Origin of the sequence: Pseudomonas sp. PDM28, from assembly GCF_019219115.1 — a bacterium.
In the GTDB taxonomy this organism is placed as follows: domain Bacteria; phylum Pseudomonadota; class Gammaproteobacteria; order Pseudomonadales; family Pseudomonadaceae; genus Aquipseudomonas; species Aquipseudomonas laurylsulfatiphila.
The window spans coordinates 104,381-126,924 of the sequence record NZ_JAHUWG010000011.1 but is presented as its reverse complement, the minus strand read 5'-3'; the positions used below and the strand labels follow the sequence as shown (position 1 = coordinate 126,924).

Below are 22,544 nucleotides of genomic sequence, written 5' to 3'. Positions count from 1 at the left end.
TGTGGTTGAACCGTTCAACCACAAGCGTTTCCGAGCGGGGTGATCACTCCGGCTTCTGATAGCTGTCGATCACTTCCTGCGCCGCGCGAAACGCATCAATCGCCGCCGGTACGCCGGCATACACCGCGCAATGCAGCAACGCCTCGCGAATTTCCTCCACGGTGCAGCCGTTGTTCAAGGCCCCGCGCACGTGACCTTTCAATTCCTGCGGGCACTTGAGCGCGGTCAGGGCGGCGAGGGTGATCAGGCTGCGGGTTTTCAGCGGTAGGCCTTCGCGATTCCACACGCCGCCCCAGGCGTGTTCATTGACAAAGTCCTGCAGCGGCTGGGTGAACTCGGTGGCATTGCCCAGTGCGCGGTCGACGAAGGCGTCGCCCATTACTTGGCGACGAACTTCAACGCCGGTTTTTTTATTCTCGGTCATGGGACTTCCTTCTTATGGTGTTGGCGATGCCAGGCGCGTAGCGACGTGAACAGCAAAAACGCCACCAGCGCCGGCAGGACGAAAAACAGCATCAGGTGTTCCAGCTTGCCGGCCAGTGGCATGCCGGTGGTGAACGACACCACGTGCAGCCCGTACGCCAGGTACAAACCCAGAAACAGCAGGCCTTCGGCGCGGGTCACCCGGTAACCGGAGTAGAACACCGGCAGGCACAGCGCCGCGACGCCGAGCATCACCGGCAGGTCGAAATCCAGGGCATTGGGCGACACCGACAGTGGCGATGGCGCCACCAGGGCAGTAAAGCCGAGCACGCCCAGGAGGTTGAACAGGTTGCTGCCAATCACGTTGCCCACGGCAATATCACGTTCGCCGCGCATCGCCGCGATCAACGAAGTGGCGAGCTCAGGCAGTGAGGTGCTGACGGCGACGATGGTCAGGCCGATGATCCGCTCCGACAACCCGAGATCGGTGGCGACTGCAACCGCGGCGCCCAGCAGCAAGTGCCCGGCGTACACCAGCATCGCCAGCCCGGCGACGATCATCAGCAGGCTGCTCAGCCATGGCGCTTGCGCATGATGGTCATGGCTCGATACCGGGCGCGCCGAATGCCGTGACTGACGCAGCAGCAAGGCTAGGTAAATCGCCAGTGCCGTCAGCAGCATCACGCCGTCGACACGGGTCAGTTCTTCATTCCAGGCGAGTACGAACACCAGCAGGCTGGCACCGATCATCAGTGGAATATCCAGGCGCACCAATTGCCGGGAAACCCGCAAAGGAATGATCAGGGCGGACAGCCCTAGGGTGACGAGGATGTTGAAGATGCTGCTGCCGATCACACTGCCGACGGCGATGTCGGCATTGTGCGCCAGGGTCGCCTGCAGGCTGACCGCCATTTGCGGTGCGCTGCTGCCGAGGGCGACGATGGTCAGGCCGATGATCAGCGGGCGTATGTGCAACCGTGCGGCAATGCGTACGGCGGCGCGCACCATCAATTCGGCGCCGACAATCAGCAGGAACAATCCGCTGAGCAATTCGATCACGCTGATCAGGGGTAAGTCGGCTAGTCCGAAAATGGTCGGGGCTCCATCGGTCAGTCGTCGAGGGCTTGCACGCGAACCCGCGCGGTGCCGCTGCGCAGCATGCCCAGGCGCTCGGCGGCTTCCTTGGACAGGTCGATCAGGCGGCCCCGGGTGTGCGGCCCGCGATCATTGATGCGCACCACGCAGGACTTGTCGTTATTCAGATTGGTGACCTTCACCCGTGTACCGAAGGGTAGCTGGCGATGGGCGGCGGTCATGGAATTCATGTTGAAACGCTCGCCGCTGGCGGTGCGTTTGCCTTGGTGTTTGGAGCCGTAGTACGACGCCACGCCGGTTTTGTCGTAGCCATGCGGGTCGACGGTGTCGGTGCTGGCGCAACCGGCCAGGAGCGAGAGGAGGGCGCATAGTCCAAGTAGACGCTTCATTTGAAAGCTTCCGAAAACAAATGTGGGAGCGGGCTTGCTCCGGGCGGCGTTCCGACGAATGCATTCTGACAGTCAACTTTGTGTTGAGTGCCGAACAGCATTCGCGAGCAAGTCGAATCGTCGCACCGCCGCTCCCACAGGGGAATGGAGCCAGATTGCCGGGCTGGCTCCATTCTCATCAGCCTTCGAGCTTGCTTTTCAGCAGTTCGTTAACTTGTTGCGGGTTAGCCTTGCCTTTGGAAGCTTTCATGGCCTGGCCGACGAAGAAGCCGAACATCTTGCCGCGCTTGGCTTCGTCTGCCGCGCGGTATTGTTCGACCTGCTCGGCGTTGGCCGCGAGCATTTCGTCCAGCACTGCCGAGATCGCGCCAGTGTCGGTCACTTGCTTGAGGCCGCGTTTGTCGATGATCTCGTCCGCGCTGCCTTCGCCGTTCGCCATCGCTTCAAACACCACCTTGGCGATTTTGCCGGAGATGGTGTTGTCCTTGATGCGCAGCAGCATGCCGCCCAGAAGCTCGGCAGAAACCGGCGACTGTTCGATATCCAGGCCTTGCTTGTTGAGCAGGCTGCCCAACTCGACCATCACCCAGTTCGCCGCCAGCTTGGCGTCGCCGCTGATGCTCGCGACCTTCTCGAAGTAGTCCGCCTGCTCACGGCTAGTGGCCAGCACGTTGGCGTCGTACGCCGACAGACCGAACTGCGCCTGGAAGCGCTCGCGCTTCTGCGGCGGCAATTCCGGCAGGGTGGCGCGCACGTCGTCGAGGAAGGTGTTTTCGATCACGACTGGCAGCAGGTCCGGATCAGGGAAGTAACGGTAGTCGTTGGCTTCCTCTTTGCTGCGCATCGGACGGGTTTCGTCCTTGTTCGGATCGTACAGGCGGGTCTGCTGGATCACCTTGCCGCCGTCTTCGATCAGCTCGATCTGACGCTGGATTTCGCTGTTGATCGCTTTTTCGATGAAGCGGAACGAGTTGACGTTCTTGATCTCGCAGCGGGTGCCGAACTCGACCTGGCCTTTCGGACGGATCGATACGTTGCAGTCGCAACGCAGCGAGCCTTCGGCCATGTTGCCGTCGCAAATCCCTAAGTAGCGCACCAGCGCGTGGATCGCCTTGACGTAAGCCACGGCTTCCTTGGCGCTGCGCATGTCCGGTTCGGAAACGATTTCCAGCAACGGCGTACCGGCACGGTTCAGGTCGATGCCGCTGGCGCCGCTGAATTCTTCGTGCAGGCTCTTGCCGGCGTCTTCTTCAAGGTGCGCGCGGGTGATGCCGACACGTTTGACCGTGCCGTCTTCCAGGGCGATGTCCAGGTGGCCCTTGCCGACGATCGGCAATTCCATCTGGCTGATCTGGTAGCCCTTGGGCAGGTCCGGGTAGAAGTAGTTTTTACGGGCGAACACGTTGTGCTGACCGATCTCGGCGTCAATCGCCAGACCGAACATCACGGCCATGCGCACCGCTTCCTGGTTCAGCACCGGCAATACGCCGGGCATGCCCAGGTCGATCAGGCTGGCCTGGGTGTTCGGCTCGGAGCCGAACTGGGTGGAACTACCGGAAAAGATTTTCGACCGGGTAGTGAGCTGAGTGTGAATCTCCAGCCCGATCACGACTTCCCATTGCATGTGTGTCTCCTCAGAAGCCGGTTGGGGTGCGGGTGTGCCAGTCAGTGTTCAACTGGTACTGGTGCGCAACGTTGAGCAAGCGGCCTTCCTGGAAATACGGGGCGAGCAGTTGCACGCCAACCGGCAGGCCGTCGACAAAACCGGCCGGCATCGACAGGCCCGGCAGGCCGGCGAGGTTGGCGGTGATGGTGTAGACGTCTTCCAGGTACGCAGCGACCGGGTCGCTGTTCTTGGCGCCGAGCTTCCAGGCCGGGTTTGGCGTGGTTGGGCCGAGGATGATGTCGACCTCATTGAAGGCCGCCATGAAGTCGTTCTTGATCAAGCGACGGATCTTCTGCGCCTTGAGGTAGTAGGCATCGTAGTAACCGGCGGACAGCGCGTAGGCACCGACCATGATCCGGCGCTGCACTTCCGTACCGAAGCCTTCGCCACGGGAGCGCTTGTACAGGTCTTCCAGGTTTTTCGGGTCTTCGCAGCGATAGCCGAAGCGCACGCCGTCGAAACGCGACAGGTTGGAAGAGGCTTCCGCCGGGGCGATCACGTAGTACGCAGGAATCGCGTGCTGCATGTTCGGCAGGCTGATTTCCTTGATCACGGCGCCGAGCTTTTCCAGCTCCTTGATGCTGTTGTGGATCAGTTCGGCAATGCGCGGGTCGAGACCGGCGCTGAAGTATTCCTTCGGCACACCGATGCGCAGGCCTTGCAGCGAGCCGTTGAGGCTGGCGCTGTAGTCCGGTACGGGTTCGTCGATACTGGTGGAGTCGTTCTGATCGAAGCCGGCCATACCTTGCAACAAAATCGCGCAGTCTTCGGCCGTGCGCGCCAACGGGCCGCCCTGATCGAGACTGGAGGCATAGGCGATCATGCCCCAGCGTGAAACGCGACCGTACGTCGGTTTCAGGCCTGTGAGGTTGGTCAGGGCCGCCGGCTGGCGGATCGAACCGCCGGTGTCGGTGCCGGTGGCAGCCGGCAACAGACGAGCGGCCACCGCCGCCGCCGAACCACCGGACGAACCGCCCGGCACGTGTTCCAGGTTCCACGGGTTTTTCACCGCGCCGTAGTAGCTCGACTCGTTGGCCGAACCCATGGCGAATTCGTCCATGTTGGTCTTGCCCAGGGTCACGGCCCCGGCGGCAGCCAGCTTGGCGACGACAGTGGCGTCGTACGGTGCTTTAAAGTTGTCGAGCATCTTCGAGCCGCAACTGGTGCGAATGCCTTGGGTGCAGAACAGGTCCTTGTGGGCGATCGGCGCGCCGAGCAGGGCGCCGCTCTCACCATTGGCCCGGCGGGCGTCAGCGGCTTTCGCCTGCGTCAGCGCCAGGTCTTCGGTGAGGCTGATGAAACTGTTGAGCTGTGGATCGAGCTGGGCGATGCGCGCCAGCAGGACTTTGGTCAGCTCTTCGGAGGAAAACTTTTTATCGGCGAGTCCGCGGGCGATCTCGGCCAGAGTCAATTGATGCATTGCAGGCTCTTTCCCTTTAGTCGATGACTTTCGGAACCAGGTACAGGCCGTTTTCGACCGCTGGTGCGATGGACTGGTAGGCCTCGCGGTTATTGGTCTCGGTCACGACGTCCGCGCGCAGGCGCTGGCTGGCTTCCAGCGGGTGGGCCAGCGGTTCGATACCGTCGGTATTGACCGCCTGCATTTCGTCGACCAGCCCGAGAATGCTGTTGAGGGCCGAAGTGATGTGTGGAAGATCGGCATCATTGAGGCCCAGACAGGCCAGATGAGCGATTTTTTCCACGTCGGAGCGTTCTAGCGCCATTGGGATTCTCCAGTGGAAAACAAAACGGACCGCGTCCGTGTGTTAGATTGTCGGAACACTACCGCACTTCTACGGTCATAAGGCCGCGATTGTGGGGCTTGGTGCACAGAAAAGCGTCCAATTTAACATATTGGCGCCTTGCCCAAAATCCCTGTCGTTGTTAGAGTTTGCCGCACTTTTTTACCCACGCGTTGCCTAGGGTCCCTTTCCCATGTTCAAGAAACTGCGTGGCATGTTTTCCAGCGATCTTTCCATTGACCTGGGCACTGCCAACACCCTTATTTACGTGCGCGAGCGCGGTATCGTCCTGAATGAGCCCTCCGTTGTGGCCATTCGGACACACGGTAACCAGAAAAGTGTCGTTGCTGTCGGCACCGAAGCCAAGCGCATGCTCGGCCGTACTCCGGGCAACATTGCTGCCATTCGTCCGATGAAGGACGGTGTGATCGCCGACTTCAGCGTGTGCGAAAAAATGCTGCAGTATTTTATCAACAAGGTTCACGAAAACAGCTTTCTGCAGCCTAGCCCGCGCGTGTTGATCTGCGTTCCATGCAAATCCACCCAGGTTGAGCGTCGCGCCATCCGTGAATCGGCCCTCGGTGCCGGTGCCCGTGAAGTGTTCCTGATCGAAGAGCCAATGGCCGCTGCGATCGGTGCCGGCCTGCCGGTTGAAGAAGCTCGCGGCTCGATGGTCGTGGATATCGGTGGCGGTACCACCGAAATCGCGCTGATCTCCCTGAACGGTGTGGTTTACGCCGAATCCGTCCGTGTTGGCGGCGACCGCTTCGACGAAGCGATCATCACCTACGTGCGTCGCAACTACGGCAGCCTGATCGGTGAATCCACCGCCGAGCGCATCAAGCAGGAAATCGGCACGGCCTACCCGGGCGGCGAAGTTCGCGAAGTCGACGTTCGTGGCCGTAACCTGGCCGAAGGCGTTCCACGCGCATTCACCCTGAACTCCAATGAAGTGCTGGAAGCTCTGCAAGAGTCCCTGGCAACCATCGTTCAGGCCGTGAAAAGCGCCCTGGAGCAATCGCCTCCGGAACTGGCTTCCGACATCGCCGAGCGCGGCCTGGTGCTGACCGGTGGTGGCGCCTTGCTGCGTGACCTGGACAAGTTGCTGGCCCAGGAAACCGGTCTGCCGGTGATCGTTGCCGAAGACCCGCTGACCTGCGTTGCTCGCGGCGGTGGCCGTGCATTGGAAATGATGGATAAACACACCATGGACCTGCTTTCCAGCGAATAAGTCGCCGGATCGCTTCTATGCTGTTGAGCGCGCAGGCGGCACTTTGCAGTGCTGCCTGTTCGCGTTTATCTTCTGTCAGTCTGCATCCAGGCCGGATTGCTGCCGTATGAATAAACAGAACATTTGCCTGGGAGGAGCGGCTTATTAAACCGCTTTTCACCAAGGGCCCTTCACTGGGCGTGCGCCTGTTGGTGCTGGTCGTGCTATCGGTCGCGCTGATGGTGGTCGATGCCCGTTTCAGTCTGCTCAAGCCTGCACGCAGCCAGATGTCGCTGGTGCTGATGGACGCCTACTGGATCACCGACCTGCCCGGACGCCTCTGGGAAGGCGTTGCCAGTCAGTTTGGCAGCCGGACCGAACTCGTCGCCGAAAACGAAAAACTCAAGACCGAGAACCTGCTGTTGCAGGGGCGCATGCAGAAGCTTGCCGCCCTGACCGAGCAGAACGTTCGGCTGCGCGAGCTGCTCAACTCTTCGGCACTGGTCAACGAGAAGGTCGAAGTGGCCGAGTTGATCGGCATGGACCCCAACCCCTTCACCCATCGCATCATCATCAATAAAGGTGAGCGCGACGGTGTGGTCCTCGGTCAGCCGGTACTCGATGCCCGCGGCCTGATGGGCCAGGTGGTCGAGTTGATGCCCTACACCTCCCGCGTCCTGCTGCTGACCGACACCACCCACAGCATTCCGGTGCAGGTGAACCGTAACGGATTGCGGGCGATTGCCAGCGGCACCGGCAACCCGGAGCGCCTCGAATTGCGTCATGTGGCCGATACCGCCGACATCAAGGAAGGCGACTTGCTGGTCAGCTCTGGTCTCGGCCAACGTTTCCCGGCCGGTTATCCGGTGGCGACGGTCAAGGAAGTGATTCACGATTCCGGCCAGCCGTTTGCCATTGTCCGCGCCATTCCGACCGCCGCCTTGAACCGCAGCCGTTACCTGCTGCTGGTGTTCAGCGACACCCGTACCCCGGAAGAGCGCGCCAACGCTGCCGCCCAGGCCCAGGAAAGCCTGGATGCACAGGGCGGTGGCCCGATGATTCCGGCGACCGTTCCGAAGCTGGTCAACCCCGCAGTTCCCGCGGCACCGGCCGCCGCACCGGCGATACCTGCCACGGCGGCGCCTGCGGCCACCGCACCCGTCAAGCCAGCCACCACGCCAGCCAAGCCCGCGGCCACGCATCCAGCGGCGGCTAAACCGCCGGCGGCGCAACCCGCTGCCGCGAAGCCTGCCGCCAAACCGCCAGTCTCCGCGCCAGCCACTCCAGTGGGGAGAGAATAATGGGCGGTGTAAAAGCATCCCGAAACGGCTGGATAGTCTGGCTGACGTTCGCCGTCGGTCTACTCCTCAGCGTGTCGCCTTTGCCGCAATTCATGGAAATCCTGCGCCCGCTGTGGCTGGCCTTGTTGCTGGCATTCTGGGCGTTGAACCTGCCGCAGACCGTCGGGATGGTGACGGCGTTCTGCCTGGGGCTGGCTGAAGACGTACTCTACGGTACCTTGCTGGGGCAGAATGCCTTGATCCTGACCCTCATCACCTATCTGGTACTGGCGCTGCAGCAGCGTCTGCGGATGTTCCCGATGTGGCAGCAGAGCCTGGTGATCCTGGTGATCTTCGGCCTCGCCCAGCTGGTGCAACTCTGGCTCAGTGCCTTGACCGGCAATCGTCAGCCGACGCTGGCGCTGGTGTTGCCGGCACTGGTCAGTGCGTTGCTCTGGCCCTGGATCAGTTTCGGTTTGCGCGGACTGCGTCGACGCTACAAAATCAATTAATTCGCTCAGGCATTAGACAGGGAGAGGTCTTGATGAAACGGTTGTACCTCGCCTCTGGCTCGCCACGCCGGCGTGAATTGCTCACGCAGATCGGCGTTCCGTTCTCCGCCGTCAGTGCGGATATCGATGAAACTCCTATAGATCAAGAGTCCCCGTCGGCCTATGTCGAGCGTCTGGCACGTGGCAAGGCCGAGGCCGGGCGCGGCAGCGTCGTGTCTGACGAGCCGTTCTGCGTGCTCGGAGCCGATACCGCCGTGGTGCTCGATGGAAAAATTCTCGGCAAACCGGTTGATCAAGCGGATGCCTGCGCCATGCTGATGATGTTGTCAGGGTGTGAGCATGAAGTCCTGACCGCGATTGCCGTGCTTGATGGCGAGCGTTGCGAATCCCGGGTTGTCACCAGTCGCGTGCGTTTTCGGGATATCAGTCGTGATGAAGCCGTGGCCTATTGGGCCAGCGGTGAACCACAGGACAAGGCGGGCGGTTATGGCATTCAAGGACTGGGTGCGGTGTTTGTCGCCGGGCTCAATGGAAGTTATTCAGCGGTGGTCGGACTGCCGCTTTGCGAAACCGCGGAACTGCTCGGCCATTTCGGCATACCCTGTTGGCAAACCCGGAACGCACGCTAAGCAACGTTCTGAACAGATGCGGCCATTATCGTGAACATGCCTGAACGAGACCCTGCCATGAGTGAAGAGATCCTGATCAACATCACGCCGATGGAGTCGCGCGTGGCGGTGGTCGAAAACGGTGTCCTGCAAGAGGTCCACGTCGAGCGTACGCAAAAGCGCGGAATCGTCGGCAACATCTATAAAGGCAAAGTCGTGCGGGTATTGCCGGGGATGCAGGCGGCATTCGTCGATATCGGCCTGGATCGCGCGGCGTTCATTCACGCCTCGGAAATTTCCCTGCGCGAAGGCCCGGCGGTCGAGAGCATCAGCGCACTGGTGCACGAAGGCCAGAGCCTGGTGGTGCAGGTGACCAAGGACCCGATCGGTTCCAAAGGCGCACGCCTGACCACCCAGCTGTCGATCCCTTCACGCTACCTGGTGTACATGCCGCGCACGGCCCATGTCGGGATTTCCCTGAAGATCGAAGACGAAGCCGAGCGCGAACGTCTCAAGCAAGTGGTCACCGATTGCGTGGCCAAGGAAGGTATCAAGGAGGCCGGCGGTTTCATCCTGCGTACGGCAGCCGAAGGCGCCGGCGCCGATGAAATCCTCATGGACATCCGTTACCTGCGCAGGCTCTGGGATCAGATCAGCGCCCAGATCAAAACCATCAGCGCGCCCAGCGTGATCTACGAAGACCTCGGTCTGGCGCTGCGCACCCTGCGTGACCTGGTGAGCCCTAAAATCGAGAAGATCCGCATCGACTCCCGGGAAACCTTCCAGAAGACCACGCAATTCGTCGCCGAATTGATGCCGGAGATTGCCGACCGTCTGGAGCATTACCCGGGCGAGCGGCCGATTTTCGACCTGTATGGCGTCGAAGACGAAATCCAGAAGGCCCTCGAACGCAAGGTCCCGCTCAAGTCCGGCGGATATCTGGTGGTCGACCCTGCGGAAGCCATGAGCACCATCGACGTCAATACCGGGGCGTTCGTCGGCCATCGCAACCTCGAAGAAACCATCTTCAAGACCAACCTCGAAGCCGCGACGGCCATCGCCCGTCAATTGCGCCTGCGCAACCTCGGCGGCATCATCATCATCGACTTCATCGACATGGAAGATGAAGAGCACCAGCGCCAGGTGCTGCGCACGCTCGAGAAGCAGCTGGAGCGCGATCACGCCAAGACCAACATCATCGGTATCACCGAGTTGGGCCTGGTGCAGATGACCCGCAAACGCACCCGCGAAAGCCTTGAACAAGTCTTGTGCGAGCCGTGCAATGCCTGTCAGGGGCGCGGCAAGCTCAAGACGCCGGAAACAGTGTGCTACGAAATCTTTCGCGAAATCCTGCGTGAGGCTCGCGCCTATCAGGCGGAGGGCTATCGTGTATTGGCAAACCAGAAAGTTGTCGACCGCCTGCTCGATGAAGAGTCGGGCAACGTCGCCGAGCTGGAAGGGTTTATCGGGCGCACCATCCGTTTCCAGGTCGAAACCATGTATTCCCAGGAACAATACGACGTGGTGCTGCTCTGAAGCGTTTCGTTTTGATTATTCGAGAACGGCTGGCCTCAGCTTTTTGCAAAACTTTTTCCATGGGGGCCATCTGACATGGACCGTCTGACACGCATTTTGGCCGCACTGACCCGCTGGGGTCTGGGCCTGTGCGCGTTGGTTTTGGTGTTGATGGCGCTCTACGTCAGCCTTGGCCGGGAACTGACTCCGCTAGTCGCCGAGTACCGTGCCGATATCGAAACCAAAGCCAGCGATGCCTTGGGCATGCCGCTGCAAATCGGCGAACTGGAAGGCAACTGGAGTGGATTCGCCCCCATATTGTTGGCGCACGACGTGACCGTCGGCGAGGGCGCCAATGCCCTGCACCTGGATCAGGTGCGCGCGGTGCCAGACCTTTGGGCCAGTCTGCTGGCGCGTGAGGTACGCATTGCTCATCTGGAACTCAGCGGCCTGAAGATCAGCGTCAAGGAGGGCGACGACGGTCAATGGGCGCTGGAAGGTTTGCCGGTGCAACAGGATCAACCGACCGATCCGGAACAGTTGCTCAATCGCATGCAGATGATCCAGCAACTGTCGGTGCTCGACAGCCAGGTGACCTTGCAGCCCTTTGCACAGTCGCCGCTGACCCTGACCTACGTCGGCCTGAATCTGAAAACCGGTGCGTCGCGGCAGCGTCTCGACGCCCGCCTGACCCTGCCCGACGGCCAGCCTGTGGCCATGAGCCTGCGTACCCGCATTCGAGCCAGCCAATGGCAGGATGGTGAAGCCGAGTTCTACCTGAGCCTGCCGCAAAGCGACTGGTCGAAGTGGCTGCCCGAGCGCGTCAGCCAGCAATGGAATTTCTCCGAGATCAAGGCCGGCGGCGAGCTGTGGCTGACCTGGGGCAAAGGCCTCTTGCAAAGCGCTGCAGTGCGCTTGAACGCGCCACAACTCAAGGGCGCCTACGCCGAACGCAAGCCGATCCAGATCAACAACCTGGCACTCAATGGATACTTCGAGCGCAGTGCCGAAGGCATGCAGGTGACCCTGGACTCCCTGGCAATGAACCTGGACGACGTCCGCTGGGAAACGCATTTGCAGCTCAAGCAAAGCGCCGCCACCGACAAGACCGAAGAACTCTGGCATCTACAGGCCGACCGGGTCGACCTGACCCCGCTCACGCCACTGCTCAATGCCCTGGCGCCGTTTCCGCAAGGCTTTGCCACCGTTGTCGAGCGGCTCAAGGTGAAGGGCGGACTGCGCAATGTATTGATCGACGTGCGACCCAATGCCACCGACGACAGCAAGTTCAGCTTTGCCGCCAACCTCGACCAGGTGGGTTTCGATGCCTATCACGGTGCGCCGGCGGCGCGAAATGTCAGCGGCAGCATCAGCGGTGACCTGGGGCACGGCGAGCTGCGTATGGACAGCAAGGATTTCATGCTGCACCTGGACCCGATTTTCGCCAAGCCATGGCAGTACATTCAGGCCAACGCGCGGCTGACCTGGAAACTCGATAAAGAAGGCTTCACCCTGATTGCGCCCTATCTGAAGGTGCTGGGCGAGGAGGGCAAGATTGCCGGCGACTTCCTGATTCGCCTGCATTTCGATGACTCCGAGGAAGACTACATGGACCTGCGGGTTGGCCTGGTGGACGGTGACGGTCGCTACACCGCCAAATACCTGCCGACGGTCCTCAGCCCGGCGCTGGATGAATGGCTGCGTACGGCGATTCTCAAGGGCGCGGTGGACCAGGGCTTCTTCCAGTATCAAGGGTCGCTCAGCCACGGTGCCGCAGACGTCGATCGCAGCATCAGCCTGTACTTCAAGGTTCACGATGCCGAACTGGCCTTCCAGCCGGGCTGGCCCCATGTCAGCAAGGTCAGCGGCGATGTGTTTGTCGAAGACAGCGGCGTGCGGATCCTGGCCAGCAAAGGCCAATTACTCGACACCCAGGTCAGGGATGTTTACGTCAACATTCCCCATGTGCCTGCCGGGCAGAACGTTCATTTGTTCCTCGATGGTGGATTTGCCGGTGGTTTGGGCGATGGCCTGAAAATCCTCCAGGAGGCGCCGATCGGCACCGGGGCGACCTTTGCCGGCTGGGAAGGCGAGGGTGAGCTGACCGGCAAGTTGAAGCTGGATATTCCGCTGGCAAAAGGTGAGGAACCGAAGATCCTCGTCGATTTCAAGACCGCCAGGGCACGCTTGAAACTCGCCGAGCCGGTGCTGGAGCTGACCCAGCTCAAAGGTGACTTCCGTTTTGACAGCAACAAAGGCCTGAGCGGGCAGAACATCGGCGCCCGGGCATTCGACAAGCCGGTCACCGCACAGATTTTTGCCGATGGCAGCCCCGGTAAGCTCAATACCCGGGTGACCGCGTCGGGCCAGGTCGAGGTGAAGAAATTGACCGAATGGCTGAAGGTGACCCAGCCTCTGCCGGTGAGTGGCGTGATCCCTTATCACCTGCAACTGACCCTCGCTGGCCCCGACAGCCAATTGCTGGTCAACTCCAACCTCAAGGGCGTGGCGGTCGATTTGCCTGCGCCCTTCGGCATGGCCGCCGATGCCGGGCGCGACACGACGTTTCGCATGACGTTACAGGGCGACGAGCGGCGCTATTGGGTCAACTACGGGGATCTGGCGAGTTTCACGTTTGCGGCCCCGGCCAGCAATTTCGTCGACGGTCGCGGGGATTTGTTCCTCGGTGGCGGCGAGGCCGTGTTGCCGGGCACCAAAGGCCTGCGGGTACGGGGCGTGTTGTCGGAACTGGACGTAGGCCCGTGGAAGGATCTGGTGGATAAATACGCCGGGCAGGACCCCGGCGGCAGCGCCAAGCAATTGCTCAGCGGTGCGGATTTCAAGGTGGGCAAGCTCAGCGGTATCGGCACCACGCTTGATCAGGCTTCGATCCAGCTGGCGCGCAAACCCTCCGCCTGGGCGCTGCAACTCGACAGCCAGCAGATCAAGGGCAGCGCCAACCTGCCCGACTCGAAGGCCACGCCAATCGCGATCAATCTGCAAACCGTGCGCCTGCCGGCACCGGACCCGACCGTACTGGCCGATGAGAACTCGCCGGATCCGCTGGCGTCGGTGGACCCGACGAAAATCCCCGCGATGGACATCATGATCAATCAGCTATTCCAGGGCCAGGATCTGGTCGGTACCTGGTCGCTGAAGGTTCGCCCGACGGCCAGGGGTATTGTGTTCAACTCGCTGGATCTGGGACTCAAGGGCATGTTGCTGGTGGGCAATGGTGGCTGGGAAGGCGTACCTGGTGCCAGCAACAGCTGGTACAAGGGCCGCATCAGCGGCAAGAACCTTGCCGATGTGCTCAAGGGCTGGGGATTTGCGCCGAGCGTCACCAGCCGGGACTTTTATATGGATGTCGATGGCCGTTGGCCCGGCTCGCCGGCATGGGTGGCGACCAAGCGTTTCTCCGGTTCGCTGGATGCGACACTCAATCAGGGCCAGTTCGTCGAAGTCGAAGGCAGTGCCCAGGCGCTGCGGGTATTTGGTTTGCTCAACTTCAACTCCATCGGCCGGCGCCTGCGCCTGGACTTCTCCGACCTGTTCGGCAAAGGCCTGAGCTACGACCGGGTCAAGGGGCTGCTGGTCGGGACGAATGGTGTGTATGTCACCCGTCAGCCGATCCAGCTGACGGGGCCATCGAGCACCATCGAACTCGACGGCACGCTGAACATGGTGGCCGATCAGATCGATGCGAAACTGATGGTGACCTTGCCGGTGACCAATAACCTGCCGATTGCCGCGCTGATCGTCGGCGCCCCGGCGGTTGGCGGGGCGCTGTTCCTGATCGACAAGCTGATCGGTGACCGGGTCTCCCGTTTCGCCAGTGTGAAGTACAGCGTCAAAGGGCCGTGGAAAGAACCGAAAATCACCTTCGACAAGGCTTTTTGAAAAACCATTTTCCAGACCTATGGAGTAGCATGGCTGTACGGTTCACCTGTAGGAGCTGCCGCAGGCTGCGATCTTTTTACCCTTATTTTTCAAGATCAAAAGATCGCAGCCTGCGGCAGCTCCTACAGGAACGCATTGTTTCAATAGGGAAAAGGCCATGTCTGTAGCGGTGATTCAAATGGTCAGCCAGAGCGATGTGCTGGCCAATCTGGCCCAGGCCCGTCGACTGCTGGAGCAAGCGGCCGCCGGCGGCGCGAAACTCGCGGTATTGCCAGAAAACTTCGCCGCCATGGGCCGGCGCGACGTTGCCGACATCGGGCGCGCCGAAGCCCTGGGCGAAGGCCCGATCCTGCCTTGGTTGAAACAGACCGCACGCGACCTCAAGTTATGGATAGTGGCCGGCACGTTGCCGTTGCCGCCGGTGGATCAGCCGACGGGGAAGGCGCATGCCTGTTCGTTGCTGGTCGATGACCAGGGCGAAACGGTGGCGCGCTACGACAAGCTGCACCTGTTCGATGTGGATGTGGCGGACAATCGTGGCCGTTACCGTGAATCCGATGACTATGCTTATGGCAGTGGAGTGGTCGTGGCGGACACCCCGGTCGGTCGGGTCGGCCTGACGGTTTGCTATGACCTGCGCTTTCCCGAACTGTACAGCGAACTGCGCGCTGCCGGCGCGGAACTGATTACCGCTCCCTCGGCCTTCACGGCGGTGACCGGCGCGGCGCATTGGGATGTGTTGATTCGTGCGCGGGCCATCGAGACCCAATGTTATGTGCTCGCGGCTGCCCAGGGCGGCACGCATCCGGGGCCGCGGGAAACCTTCGGACATGCCGCCATCGTCGACCCGTGGGGGCGCGTGCTGGCACAACAGGATCAAGGCGAGGCCGTGCTGCTGGCCGAACGCGACAGCAGCGAACAGGCGTCCATCCGGGCGCGGATGCCGGTGTCCAGTCACCGGCGCTTTTTCTCGCAGGGCGCCCAGCGACCTGCATCAGAAACACGAATTTAAGGCGTAAAGCATATGAGCGAGTTGTTGTCCTCAGTCAGTGAACACCTGCTGGCGCCCGGTGGCGTCACGATCGAGAGCCTGCAAGGCGTGCTCGGCGATCTGGCCGGGCCGGGCATCGATGCCGCCGACCTGTATTTCCAGGGGCAGATCTCCGAGTCCTGGGCGCTGGAAGACGGCATCGTCAAGGAAGGCAGCTTCAACCTTGACCAGGGTGTCGGCGTGCGGGCGCAATCGGGTGAGAAAACCGGTTTTGCCTACAGCAATGCCATCACCCTTGAAGCCCTGGGTGCGGCGGCGCGTGCCGCCCGTTCGATTTCCCGGGCCGGGCAACACGGTACGGTGCAGGCATTCACCAGCCAGGATGTCGCGCAGTTGTATGCGCCGGACAACCCCCTGGAAGTGCTGACCCGTGCCGAAAAGGTTGATTTGCTCAAGCGCGTCGACGCCGCGACCCGTGCACTTGACCCGCGCATCCAGCAGGTTACCGTGAGCATGGCCGGTGTCTGGGAGCGGATCCTGGTGGCGTCCACCGACGGTGGACTGGCGGCGGATGTACGTCCGCTGGTGCGCTTCAACGTCAGCGTGATCGTCGAGCAGAACGGTCGCCGCGAGCGCGGCGGTCATGGCGGTGGCGGCCGGACCGATTACCGCTATTTCCTCGGCGAAGACCGCGCCATGGGCTATGCCCGTGAAGCGTTGCGCCAGGCGCTGGTCAACCTTGAAGCCATTCCGGCGCCTGCCGGTACCTTGCCGGTGGTGCTCGGCTCCGGCTGGTCGGGCGTGCTGCTGCACGAAGCCGTCGGGCATGGTCTGGAAGGCGACTTCAACCGCAAGGGCAGCTCGGCTTATAGCGGGCGCATGGGCGAGATGGTTGCCTCCAAGCTGTGCACCATCGTCGATGACGGCACCCTGGCCGGTCGTCGCGGTTCGTTGAGCGTCGATGACGAAGGCACGCCGACCGAGTGCACCACGTTGATCGAAAACGGCGTACTCAAGGGCTACATGCAGGACAAGCTCAACGCCCGTCTGATGGGTGTGGCGCGCACCGGCAACGGTCGTCGCGAGTCTTACGCGCACCTGCCGATGCCGCGCATGACCAACACCTACATGCTCGCCGGCGAAAGTGATCCGCAAGAAATCATCGCCTCGGTGAAACGCGGCATCTATTGCGCCAACCTCGGCGGCGGTCAGGTGGACATCACCAGTGGCAAGTTCGTGTTCTCCACCAGCGAGGCGTACCTGATCGAAGACGGCAAGATCACAGCTCCAGTCAAGGGCGCGACCCTGATCGGCAACGGGCCGGAAGCCATGAGCAAGGTGTCGATGGTCGGTAATGATCTGTCGCTGGACAGCGGCGTGGGCACATGTGGCAAGGATGGGCAGTCGGTGCCGGTGGGTGTCGGCCAGCCAACGCTTAAGATTGATGCGATCACCGTGGGTGGCACGGGGTCGTAAGGAGATACACCGCCTTTGTAGGAGCTGCCGCAGGCTGCGATCTTTGCTTTTCAAAGATCAAAAGATCGCAGCCTTCGGCAGCTCCTACAAGGGCTGCGATGACTCAACGCAGTCCGCGTTGAGTCTCGTCCAGCTCACGGATGTACTTGAAGATTTTACGGCTGGAAGCAGGAGGCTTGTTTTGCGCAACCTCATGCTGGGCCTGACGGATCAGGGAGCGCAGTTGCTGGCGATCCGCGTCGGGGTATTCGACGACGAATTTTTCCAGTACGGCGTCGTCACCGGCAATCAGACGATCGCGCCAGCGTTCCAGGTTATGGAAGCGTTCGTTGTATTGACGGGTGGAGGCATCGAGTTGATCGAGCAGAACCAGAATCGCGTCAGTGTCCTGATCGCGCATCAGTTTGCCGATGAACTGAAGGTGCCGTTTACGCGCGATATTCGCGGTGTGCTTGGGCGCATCGGCCAGGGCCCGGCGCAATCCGTCGGTCAATGGCAGTTTGTTGAGCAAGTCAGGCTTGAGCGTTGTAAGGCGCTCGCCGAGGTCAACCAGAGCATGCAGCTCGCGTTTGACCTGGGATTTGCTTTTTTCTCCCGTATCGAGGGAGTCGTCGTAAGAATCAACCATGGTGGCAGTCCGCAAAGAAACGCCGCCATGATAACCAGTCGGGGGCCGCTTGTCCGGCCCGGTCGCTCGATGACCGTTACCGAAAGCAGAATTTGAGTGGAGAACAGCATGAGTGCAGTTGAAAGCGTCGGCCCACAAGCATTGCCGGCACTGCAGGAACAGGTCGAGCAGATCATCGCTGAAGCCAGGCGCCAGGGTGCCAGCGCCTGTGAAGTGGCCGTCTCCCTGGAGCAGGGCCTTTCGACGTCGGTGCGCCAGCGTGAAGTCGAAACGGTCGAGTTCAACCGCGATCAGGGTTTTGGCATCACCCTGTACGTAGGTCAACGCAAGGGCTCGGCCAGCACGTCGGCCAGCGGTCCGGAAGCGATTCGCGAAACGGTGGCCGCTGCTCTGGCTATCGCCAAACACACCTCGGAAGACGAGGCCTCGGGCTTGGCGGATGCCGCGTTGATGGCGCGGGATCTTCAGGATTTCGACCTGTTTCACCAGTGGGACATTACGCCGGAGCAAGCCATCGAGCAGGCCCTGGCCTGCGAAGCCGCGGCGTTTGCCGCCGACAACCGGATCAAGAACGCCGACGGTACCACCCTCAGCACCCATCAGGGCTGCCGCGTTTATGGCAACAGTCACGGGTTTATCGGTGGTTATGCGTCGACTCGCCACAGCCTCAGCTGCGTGATGATTGCCGAAGCAGACGGCCAGATGCAGCGTGATTACTGGTACGACGTGAATCGTCAGGGCAACTTGCTGGCCGATCCGGTGAGCATCGGCCAGCGTGCCGCGCAACGGGCGGCGAGCCGTCTGGGCGCGCGTCCGGTGCCGACCTGCGAGGTACCTGTGCTGTTTTCAGCAGAGTTGGCGGGCGGTCTGTTCGGCAGTTTCCTGTCGGCGATTTCCGGTGGCAGCCTGTATCGCAAGTCATCGTTCCTTGAAGGCACGCTGGGGCAGAAGCTGTTTCCGGAGTGGCTGACCATCGACGAGCGCCCACACTTGATGCGTGCCATGGGTAGCGCGGCTTTCGATGGAGATGGTCTGGCAACCTACGCCAAACCGTTCGTCGAAAAAGGCGAGTTGGTGTCGTACATCCTCGGCACCTACTCAGGCCGCAAGCTCGGCATGCCGAGCACCGCCAATGCCGGCGGCGTGCACAACCTGTTTGTCACCCATGGCGATGAAGATCAGGCGGCCTTGCTGCGACGCATGGGGCGCGGGCTGTTGGTGACTGAACTGATGGGGCAGGGCCTGAACATGGTGACCGGTGACTATTCCCGCGGCGCGGCGGGTTACTGGGTCGAGAACGGCGAAATCCAGTTCGCGGTCCAGGAAGTGACTATCGCCGGCAACATGCGCGACATGTTCAAGCAGATCGTGGCCGTGGGTAATGATCTTGAGTTGCGTAGCAACATTCGTACAGGCTCGGTGCTGATCGAGCGGATGACCGTAGCGGGTAGCTAAACCTCTCCGTTACACGAAAAGATCGCAGCCTTCGGCGCAAACCACTGTAGGAGCTGCCGAAGGCTGCGATCTTTTGATCTTTATTCGCCTTCGTCGAAGAAATTATTGATCAACGCCACCAGCGCATCCAGGGCTTCCTGTTCCTGCTCGCCTTCTGTGCTCAAGTGGATCGTGGTGCCTTTGCCGGCGGCCAGCATCATCATCGCCATGATGCTTTTGCCATCGACCATGGACTCTGGTGTGCGACCGGCCCGGATCTGGCACGGGAACTGACCTGCGACCCCAACGAATTTTGCAGAAGCGCGGGCGTGCAGGCCCAGTTTATTGATGATTTCGATTTCCAGAGCAGGCATCGCGATGTGAATCCTTTAGCTGAGGTCGCGGTGGCGAACCTGGACGTTCTTCAGGGTTTTTTGCAGCGCCTGCCCCAGACGCTCGGTCAGGTAGACGGAGCGGTGATGTCCGCCCGTGCAGCCAATGGCAATGGTGACGTAGGCGCGGTTGCTGGCGGCAAAACGAGGCAGCCACTTTAGCAGGTATGTGGAAATGTCCTGGAACATCTCTTCGACATCCGGCTGTGCCGCCAGGTACTCGGCAACCGGTAGATCGAGCCCGGACTGCTCGCGCAATTCCGGTTTCCAGTAAGGATTGGGCAGGCAGCGCACATCGAATACCAGGTCGGCGTCCACTGGCATGCCGCGCTTGAATCCGAAGGATTCCACCAGGAACGCAGTGCCGGGTTCTGGCTGGTTCAACAGGCGCAACTTGATGGTGTCGCGCAGTTGATAGAGGTTCAGGCTGGTGGTGTTGATCTTGAGATCGGCGAGGTCTGCAATCGGCCCGAGCAGGACGCTTTCGACGTTGATGGCTTCGGCCAGCGAGCGGTTGGCGTTGCTCAGGGGGTGACGTCGACGGGTTTCCGAGAAGCGCTTGAGCAAGGTTTCTTCGTCGGCATCCAGGTACAGGACATCGCACTGGATGTGGCGGCTGCGGACTTCTTCGAGCAGGTCGGGAAAGCGTGACAGGTGGCTGGGCAGGTTGCGGGCGTCAATGGATACGGCCACCAGTGGCTGCATCAGCTCGGTATGAATCAACGCCCGTTCGGCCAGTTCCGGCAGCAGGCCGGCAGGCAGATTGTCGATGCAGTAGTAGCCGTTGTCCTCAAGAACATTGAGGGCGGTGCTTTTACCCGAGCCGGAACGGCCACTGACGATGATCAAGCGCATGATTACTGACCGTTTTGCTCGTCCAGGACAACCTGATACAGGGCTTCGTTGCTTGCGGCATTACGCAGTTTTTCGCGAACGTCCTTGCGGTCGAGCATGCTGGCGATCTGTCGCAGCAGCTCAAGGTGCGCATCGGTAGCGGCTTGCGGGACCAGCAGAACGAACAGCAGGTCAACCGGCGCGCCGTCGATGGCGTCGAAATCGATTGGGGCGTCCAGGTGCATCAATGCACTGATGGGCGATACACAACCCTTGAGACGGCAGTGTGGAATAGCGATGCCGTTGCCAAAACCGGTGGAACCGAGTTTTTCACGGGCAATCAGCGCCTCGAAGACATCTTGCATCTCCAGAGCCGGCACTTCGCGGGCGATCAGATTGGCAATTTGTTCGAGGGCTTTCTTTTTACTGCCGCCCGGCACGTTCACGAGTGAACGGCCGGGGGTCAGGATACTTTCAAGTCGGATCATGGGTTGGGAGTGTTAACGACCGGTTGCGCCCTGAAGGAGGCTCTGGGTCTTTTCCTTATGCTTTTTGAGTTGTTTATCCAGCTTGTCGGTGAGTGCATCGATCGCAGCGTACATATCGGTATGTTCCGCATTGGCGACCACTTCATTCCCGGGAATATGCAGCGTGGCTTCGATTTTCTGCTTCAGCTTCTCGACGGTCATCGTGACCTGCACGTTAGTGATCTTGTCGAAATGTCGCTCCAATCGTTCGAGTTTTTCGCCGATGTAGGTGCGAAGAGGTTCGGTCACTTCCAGTTGGTGTCCACTGATGTTGACTTGCATACAGCTTCTCCTTCGTTGCCAGTGCATAAAGCGGTAGATCAGATGATCTACCACTGGAACGCTGTGGCGTGGCTCTACATCAACCGCTTGCGTTCGCTCGAAGGCGCGATCCCGAGGGATTCGCGGTACTTGGCGACGGTGCGGCGAGCCACCTGAATGCCTTGTGCCTCCAGTAAACCAGCGATCTTGCTGTCACTCAACGGCTTTTTCTGATTTTCCGCGGCAACCAGTTTTTTGATGATCGCCCGGATCGCCGTGGACGAGCATTCGCCGCCTTCTGAGGTGCTTACGTGACTGGAGAAAAAGTATTTCAGTTCATAGATGCCCCGGGGGGTGTGCATGAACTTCTGGGTAGTCACCCGTGAAATCGTCGACTCATGCATGCCGACCGCTTCGGCGATGTCATGCAGGACCAGCGGCTTCATGGCTTCGTCGCCATATTCGAGGAACCCGCGCTGATGCTCCACGATCTGGGTGGCAACCTTCATCAGGGTTTCATTGCGGCTCTGCAGGCTCTTGATGAACCAGCGGGCCTCCTGCAACTGATTGCGCATGAACGTGTTGTCGGCGCTGGTATCGGCGCGGCGCACAAAACCGGCGTACTGGGCGTTGACCCGCAGCCGTGGCACCGACTCCTGATTCAGCTCCACCAGCCAGCGCTCGTTGTCCTTGCGGACGATAACGTCGGGAACGACGTACTCGGCTTCGGTGGACTCAATTTGCGAGCCCGGGCGCGGGTTGAGGCTCTGGACCAGCTCTATGACCTGGCGCAGCTCATCTTCCTTGAGCTTCATGCGGCGCATCAACTGGCTGTAGTCGCGGCTGCCAAGCAGGTCGATGTAATCGGTGACAAGGCGCTTGGCTTCGGTCAGCCAAGGGGTTTTGGCGGGCAACTGGCGCAATTGCAGCAACAGGCATTCGCCCAGGTTGCGTGCGCCGATGCCCGCAGGCTCGAATTGCTGGATGCGGTGCAGGACGGCTTCGATTTCGTCCAGTTCGATGTCCAGTTCCGGGTCGAAGGCTTCGAGGATTTCCTCGAGGGTTTCGTCCAGATAGCCCTGATTGTTGATGCAGTCGATCAGGGTCACGGCGATCAGGCGATCGGTATCGGACATCGGGGCCAGGTTCAGTTGCCACAGCAAGTGGCTTTGCAGGCTTTCACCGGCAGAGGTGCGGGTGGTGAAGTCCCACTCGTCATCGTCATTGCTGGGCAGGCTGCTGGCGCTGGTCTGGTAGACGTCTTCCCACGCGGTGTCGACGGGGAGTTCATTGGGGATACGCTCGTTCCAGTCACCCTCTTCGAGGTTATCAACCGTCGGGGCGCTTTCCTGGTAGGAAGGTTCCTGGATATCGGAGTTGGGCTTTTGTTCGGCGTTGTCGGCCAAGGGGTCGGAATTGTCGAAGTCGTCGCCTTCTTCCTGGCGTTCGAGCATCGGATTGGACTCCAGGGCTTCCTGGATTTCCTGTTGCAGGTCCAGGGTCGACAATTGGAGCAGGCGGATGGCCTGTTGCAGCTGAGGTGTCATCGTCAGCTGCTGGCCCATTCTCAAGACTAGCGATGGTTTCATGGCAGGGGCTTAACACCTTATTCGCCGGCGCACATGCGCCATCCACTACAGGGCGCCGGGGCGCCAAACATA

The 22,544-nt window shown here is 60.8% G+C and carries 21 protein-coding genes; 9 read left to right on the top strand and 12 right to left on the bottom strand.

Annotation, left to right across the window (positions count from 1 at the left end):
- Nucleotides 1–43: 43 nt before the first annotated feature.
- The 6 genes from KW841_RS24375 to gatC all read right to left on the bottom strand — a co-directional run bounded on the left by KW841_RS24375 (nt 44) and on the right by gatC (nt 5,297).
- A complete protein-coding gene (locus KW841_RS24375) occupies nt 44–424 on the bottom strand; it encodes a carboxymuconolactone decarboxylase family protein (RefSeq protein WP_007976475.1) in 381 nt (126 codons plus the stop codon).
- Nucleotides 421–1,482, bottom strand: a complete 1,062-nt coding sequence (locus KW841_RS24370) for a calcium/sodium antiporter (RefSeq protein ID WP_218480095.1) — start codon at nt 1,480–1,482, stop codon at nt 421–423. Before KW841_RS24370 ends, KW841_RS24375 begins: the two co-directional genes overlap by 4 nt.
- A 50-nt stretch (nt 1,483–1,532) precedes the next feature.
- The gene (locus tag KW841_RS24365; protein WP_218480094.1) at nt 1,533–1,907 is read right to left on the bottom strand and encodes a septal ring lytic transglycosylase RlpA family protein; all 375 of its coding nucleotides are present in this window, start codon (nt 1,905–1,907) and stop codon (nt 1,533–1,535) included.
- Between the two features lie 178 nt (nt 1,908–2,085).
- Nucleotides 2,086–3,531: an Asp-tRNA(Asn)/Glu-tRNA(Gln) amidotransferase subunit GatB gene (gene gatB, locus KW841_RS24360; protein WP_116580960.1), complete on the bottom strand. Its 1,446-nt coding sequence runs from the start codon at nt 3,529–3,531 to the stop codon at nt 2,086–2,088.
- A gap of 10 nt (nt 3,532–3,541) precedes the next feature.
- A complete protein-coding gene (gene gatA, locus KW841_RS24355) occupies nt 3,542–4,993 on the bottom strand; it encodes an Asp-tRNA(Asn)/Glu-tRNA(Gln) amidotransferase subunit GatA (protein WP_218480093.1) in 1,452 nt (483 codons plus the stop codon).
- 16 nt (nt 4,994–5,009) lie between these two features.
- On the bottom strand, nt 5,010–5,297 hold the full coding sequence (gatC, locus tag KW841_RS24350; protein ID WP_007976465.1) for an Asp-tRNA(Asn)/Glu-tRNA(Gln) amidotransferase subunit GatC: 288 nt from the start codon (nt 5,295–5,297) through the stop codon (nt 5,010–5,012).
- 211 nt (nt 5,298–5,508) lie between these two features.
- Between gatC and mreB the strand changes: the two genes are divergently transcribed.
- The 8 genes from mreB (at nt 5,509) to tldD (ending at nt 16,807) form a co-directional block, all read left to right on the top strand.
- Nucleotides 5,509–6,546, top strand: a complete 1,038-nt coding sequence (gene mreB, locus KW841_RS24345; RefSeq protein WP_002555108.1) for a rod shape-determining protein MreB — start codon at nt 5,509–5,511, stop codon at nt 6,544–6,546.
- 143 nt (nt 6,547–6,689) lie between these two features.
- On the top strand, nt 6,690–7,826 hold the full coding sequence (gene mreC / locus KW841_RS24340; protein ID WP_218480191.1) for a rod shape-determining protein MreC: 1,137 nt from the start codon (nt 6,690–6,692) through the stop codon (nt 7,824–7,826).
- Nucleotides 7,826–8,317 (top strand): rod shape-determining protein MreD, encoded by a 492-nt coding sequence (gene mreD / locus KW841_RS24335; protein ID WP_007970244.1) that lies wholly within the window; start codon nt 7,826–7,828, stop codon nt 8,315–8,317. The genes mreC and mreD overlap by 1 nt, the downstream gene beginning before the upstream one ends.
- Nucleotides 8,318–8,349: 32 nt before the next feature.
- Nucleotides 8,350–8,946 carry a nucleoside triphosphate pyrophosphatase gene (locus tag KW841_RS24330; protein ID WP_218480092.1) on the top strand — a complete coding sequence of 199 codons (597 nt, stop codon included), beginning with the start codon at nt 8,350–8,352 and terminating at the stop codon, nt 8,944–8,946.
- A 57-nt stretch (nt 8,947–9,003) separates the two neighbouring features.
- Nucleotides 9,004–10,461 (top strand): ribonuclease G, encoded by a 1,458-nt coding sequence (rng, locus tag KW841_RS24325; RefSeq protein WP_007970246.1) that lies wholly within the window; start codon nt 9,004–9,006, stop codon nt 10,459–10,461.
- Between the two features lie 75 nt (nt 10,462–10,536).
- Nucleotides 10,537–14,340: a YhdP family protein gene (locus KW841_RS24320; protein ID WP_218480091.1), complete on the top strand. Its 3,804-nt coding sequence runs from the start codon at nt 10,537–10,539 to the stop codon at nt 14,338–14,340.
- A 157-nt stretch (nt 14,341–14,497) separates the two neighbouring features.
- Nucleotides 14,498–15,352 (top strand): carbon-nitrogen hydrolase family protein, encoded by an 855-nt coding sequence (locus KW841_RS24315; RefSeq protein WP_218480090.1) that lies wholly within the window; start codon nt 14,498–14,500, stop codon nt 15,350–15,352.
- A 12-nt stretch (nt 15,353–15,364) separates the two neighbouring features.
- Nucleotides 15,365–16,807 carry a metalloprotease TldD gene (gene tldD / locus KW841_RS24310; RefSeq protein WP_007970251.1) on the top strand — a complete coding sequence of 481 codons (1,443 nt, stop codon included), beginning with the start codon at nt 15,365–15,367 and terminating at the stop codon, nt 16,805–16,807.
- Nucleotides 16,808–16,910: 103 nt separating this feature from the next.
- Here tldD and yjgA read toward each other — a convergent pair whose 3' ends face one another.
- Nucleotides 16,911–17,435 carry a ribosome biogenesis factor YjgA gene (yjgA, locus tag KW841_RS24305; protein WP_007970253.1) on the bottom strand — a complete coding sequence of 175 codons (525 nt, stop codon included), beginning with the start codon at nt 17,433–17,435 and terminating at the stop codon, nt 16,911–16,913.
- 108 nt (nt 17,436–17,543) lie between these two features.
- On the opposite strand from yjgA, the gene pmbA reads away from it, so the two are divergent.
- A complete protein-coding gene (pmbA, locus tag KW841_RS24300) occupies nt 17,544–18,890 on the top strand; it encodes a metalloprotease PmbA (protein ID WP_218480089.1) in 1,347 nt (448 codons plus the stop codon).
- A gap of 80 nt (nt 18,891–18,970) precedes the next feature.
- Here pmbA and KW841_RS24295 read toward each other — a convergent pair whose 3' ends face one another.
- The 5 genes from KW841_RS24295 to KW841_RS24275 all read right to left on the bottom strand — a co-directional run bounded on the left by KW841_RS24295 (nt 18,971) and on the right by KW841_RS24275 (nt 22,472).
- Nucleotides 18,971–19,243: an HPr family phosphocarrier protein gene (locus KW841_RS24295; RefSeq protein ID WP_007970256.1), complete on the bottom strand. Its 273-nt coding sequence runs from the start codon at nt 19,241–19,243 to the stop codon at nt 18,971–18,973.
- A gap of 15 nt (nt 19,244–19,258) precedes the next feature.
- Complete coding sequence (gene rapZ, locus KW841_RS24290) at nt 19,259–20,116, bottom strand: RNase adapter RapZ (RefSeq protein ID WP_218480088.1); 858 nt, start codon at nt 20,114–20,116, stop codon at nt 19,259–19,261.
- A 2-nt stretch (nt 20,117–20,118) separates the two neighbouring features.
- Complete coding sequence (gene ptsN / locus KW841_RS24285) at nt 20,119–20,583, bottom strand: PTS IIA-like nitrogen regulatory protein PtsN (protein WP_116580967.1); 465 nt, start codon at nt 20,581–20,583, stop codon at nt 20,119–20,121.
- Between the two features lie 12 nt (nt 20,584–20,595).
- Entirely contained in the window at nt 20,596–20,904 is a 309-nt protein-coding gene (gene hpf, locus KW841_RS24280; RefSeq protein ID WP_007941242.1) for a ribosome hibernation-promoting factor, HPF/YfiA family, read from the bottom strand.
- A 74-nt stretch (nt 20,905–20,978) separates the two neighbouring features.
- Nucleotides 20,979–22,472 (bottom strand): RNA polymerase factor sigma-54, encoded by a 1,494-nt coding sequence (locus KW841_RS24275; RefSeq protein WP_218480087.1) that lies wholly within the window; start codon nt 22,470–22,472, stop codon nt 20,979–20,981.
- Nucleotides 22,473–22,544 lie beyond the last annotated feature (72 nt).

Excerpts from the sequence above, each read along its gene's own strand:
- tldD (WP_007970251.1), top strand. The coding sequence starts at position 15,365 with ATGAGCGAGTTGTTGTCCTCAGTCAGTGAACACCTGCTGGCGCCCGGT.
- gatB (WP_116580960.1), bottom strand. The coding sequence starts at position 3,531 with ATGCAATGGGAAGTCGTGATCGGGCTGGAGATTCACACTCAGCTCACT.
- hpf (WP_007941242.1), bottom strand. The coding sequence starts at position 20,904 with ATGCAAGTCAACATCAGTGGACACCAACTGGAAGTGACCGAACCTCTT.
- KW841_RS24295 (WP_007970256.1), bottom strand. The coding sequence starts at position 19,243 with ATGCCTGCTCTGGAAATCGAAATCATCAATAAACTGGGCCTGCACGCC.
- mreD (WP_007970244.1), top strand. The coding sequence starts at position 7,826 with ATGGGCGGTGTAAAAGCATCCCGAAACGGCTGGATAGTCTGGCTGACG.
- ptsN (WP_116580967.1), bottom strand. The coding sequence starts at position 20,583 with ATGATCCGACTTGAAAGTATCCTGACCCCCGGCCGTTCACTCGTGAAC.
- KW841_RS24320 (WP_218480091.1), top strand. The coding sequence starts at position 10,537 with ATGGACCGTCTGACACGCATTTTGGCCGCACTGACCCGCTGGGGTCTG.
- KW841_RS24315 (WP_218480090.1), top strand. The coding sequence starts at position 14,498 with ATGTCTGTAGCGGTGATTCAAATGGTCAGCCAGAGCGATGTGCTGGCC.
- rng (WP_007970246.1), top strand. The coding sequence starts at position 9,004 with ATGAGTGAAGAGATCCTGATCAACATCACGCCGATGGAGTCGCGCGTG.
- gatC (WP_007976465.1), bottom strand. The coding sequence starts at position 5,297 with ATGGCGCTAGAACGCTCCGACGTGGAAAAAATCGCTCATCTGGCCTGT.
- gatA (WP_218480093.1), bottom strand. The coding sequence starts at position 4,993 with ATGCATCAATTGACTCTGGCCGAGATCGCCCGCGGACTCGCCGATAAA.
- mreB (WP_002555108.1), top strand. The coding sequence starts at position 5,509 with ATGTTCAAGAAACTGCGTGGCATGTTTTCCAGCGATCTTTCCATTGAC.
- yjgA (WP_007970253.1), bottom strand. The coding sequence starts at position 17,435 with ATGGTTGATTCTTACGACGACTCCCTCGATACGGGAGAAAAAAGCAAA.
- KW841_RS24330 (WP_218480092.1), top strand. The coding sequence starts at position 8,350 with ATGAAACGGTTGTACCTCGCCTCTGGCTCGCCACGCCGGCGTGAATTG.
- rapZ (WP_218480088.1), bottom strand. The coding sequence starts at position 20,116 with ATGCGCTTGATCATCGTCAGTGGCCGTTCCGGCTCGGGTAAAAGCACC.
- pmbA (WP_218480089.1), top strand. The coding sequence starts at position 17,544 with ATGAGTGCAGTTGAAAGCGTCGGCCCACAAGCATTGCCGGCACTGCAG.
- KW841_RS24365 (WP_218480094.1), bottom strand. The coding sequence starts at position 1,907 with ATGAAGCGTCTACTTGGACTATGCGCCCTCCTCTCGCTCCTGGCCGGT.
- KW841_RS24275 (WP_218480087.1), bottom strand. The coding sequence starts at position 22,472 with ATGAAACCATCGCTAGTCTTGAGAATGGGCCAGCAGCTGACGATGACA.
- KW841_RS24375 (WP_007976475.1), bottom strand. The coding sequence starts at position 424 with ATGACCGAGAATAAAAAAACCGGCGTTGAAGTTCGTCGCCAAGTAATG.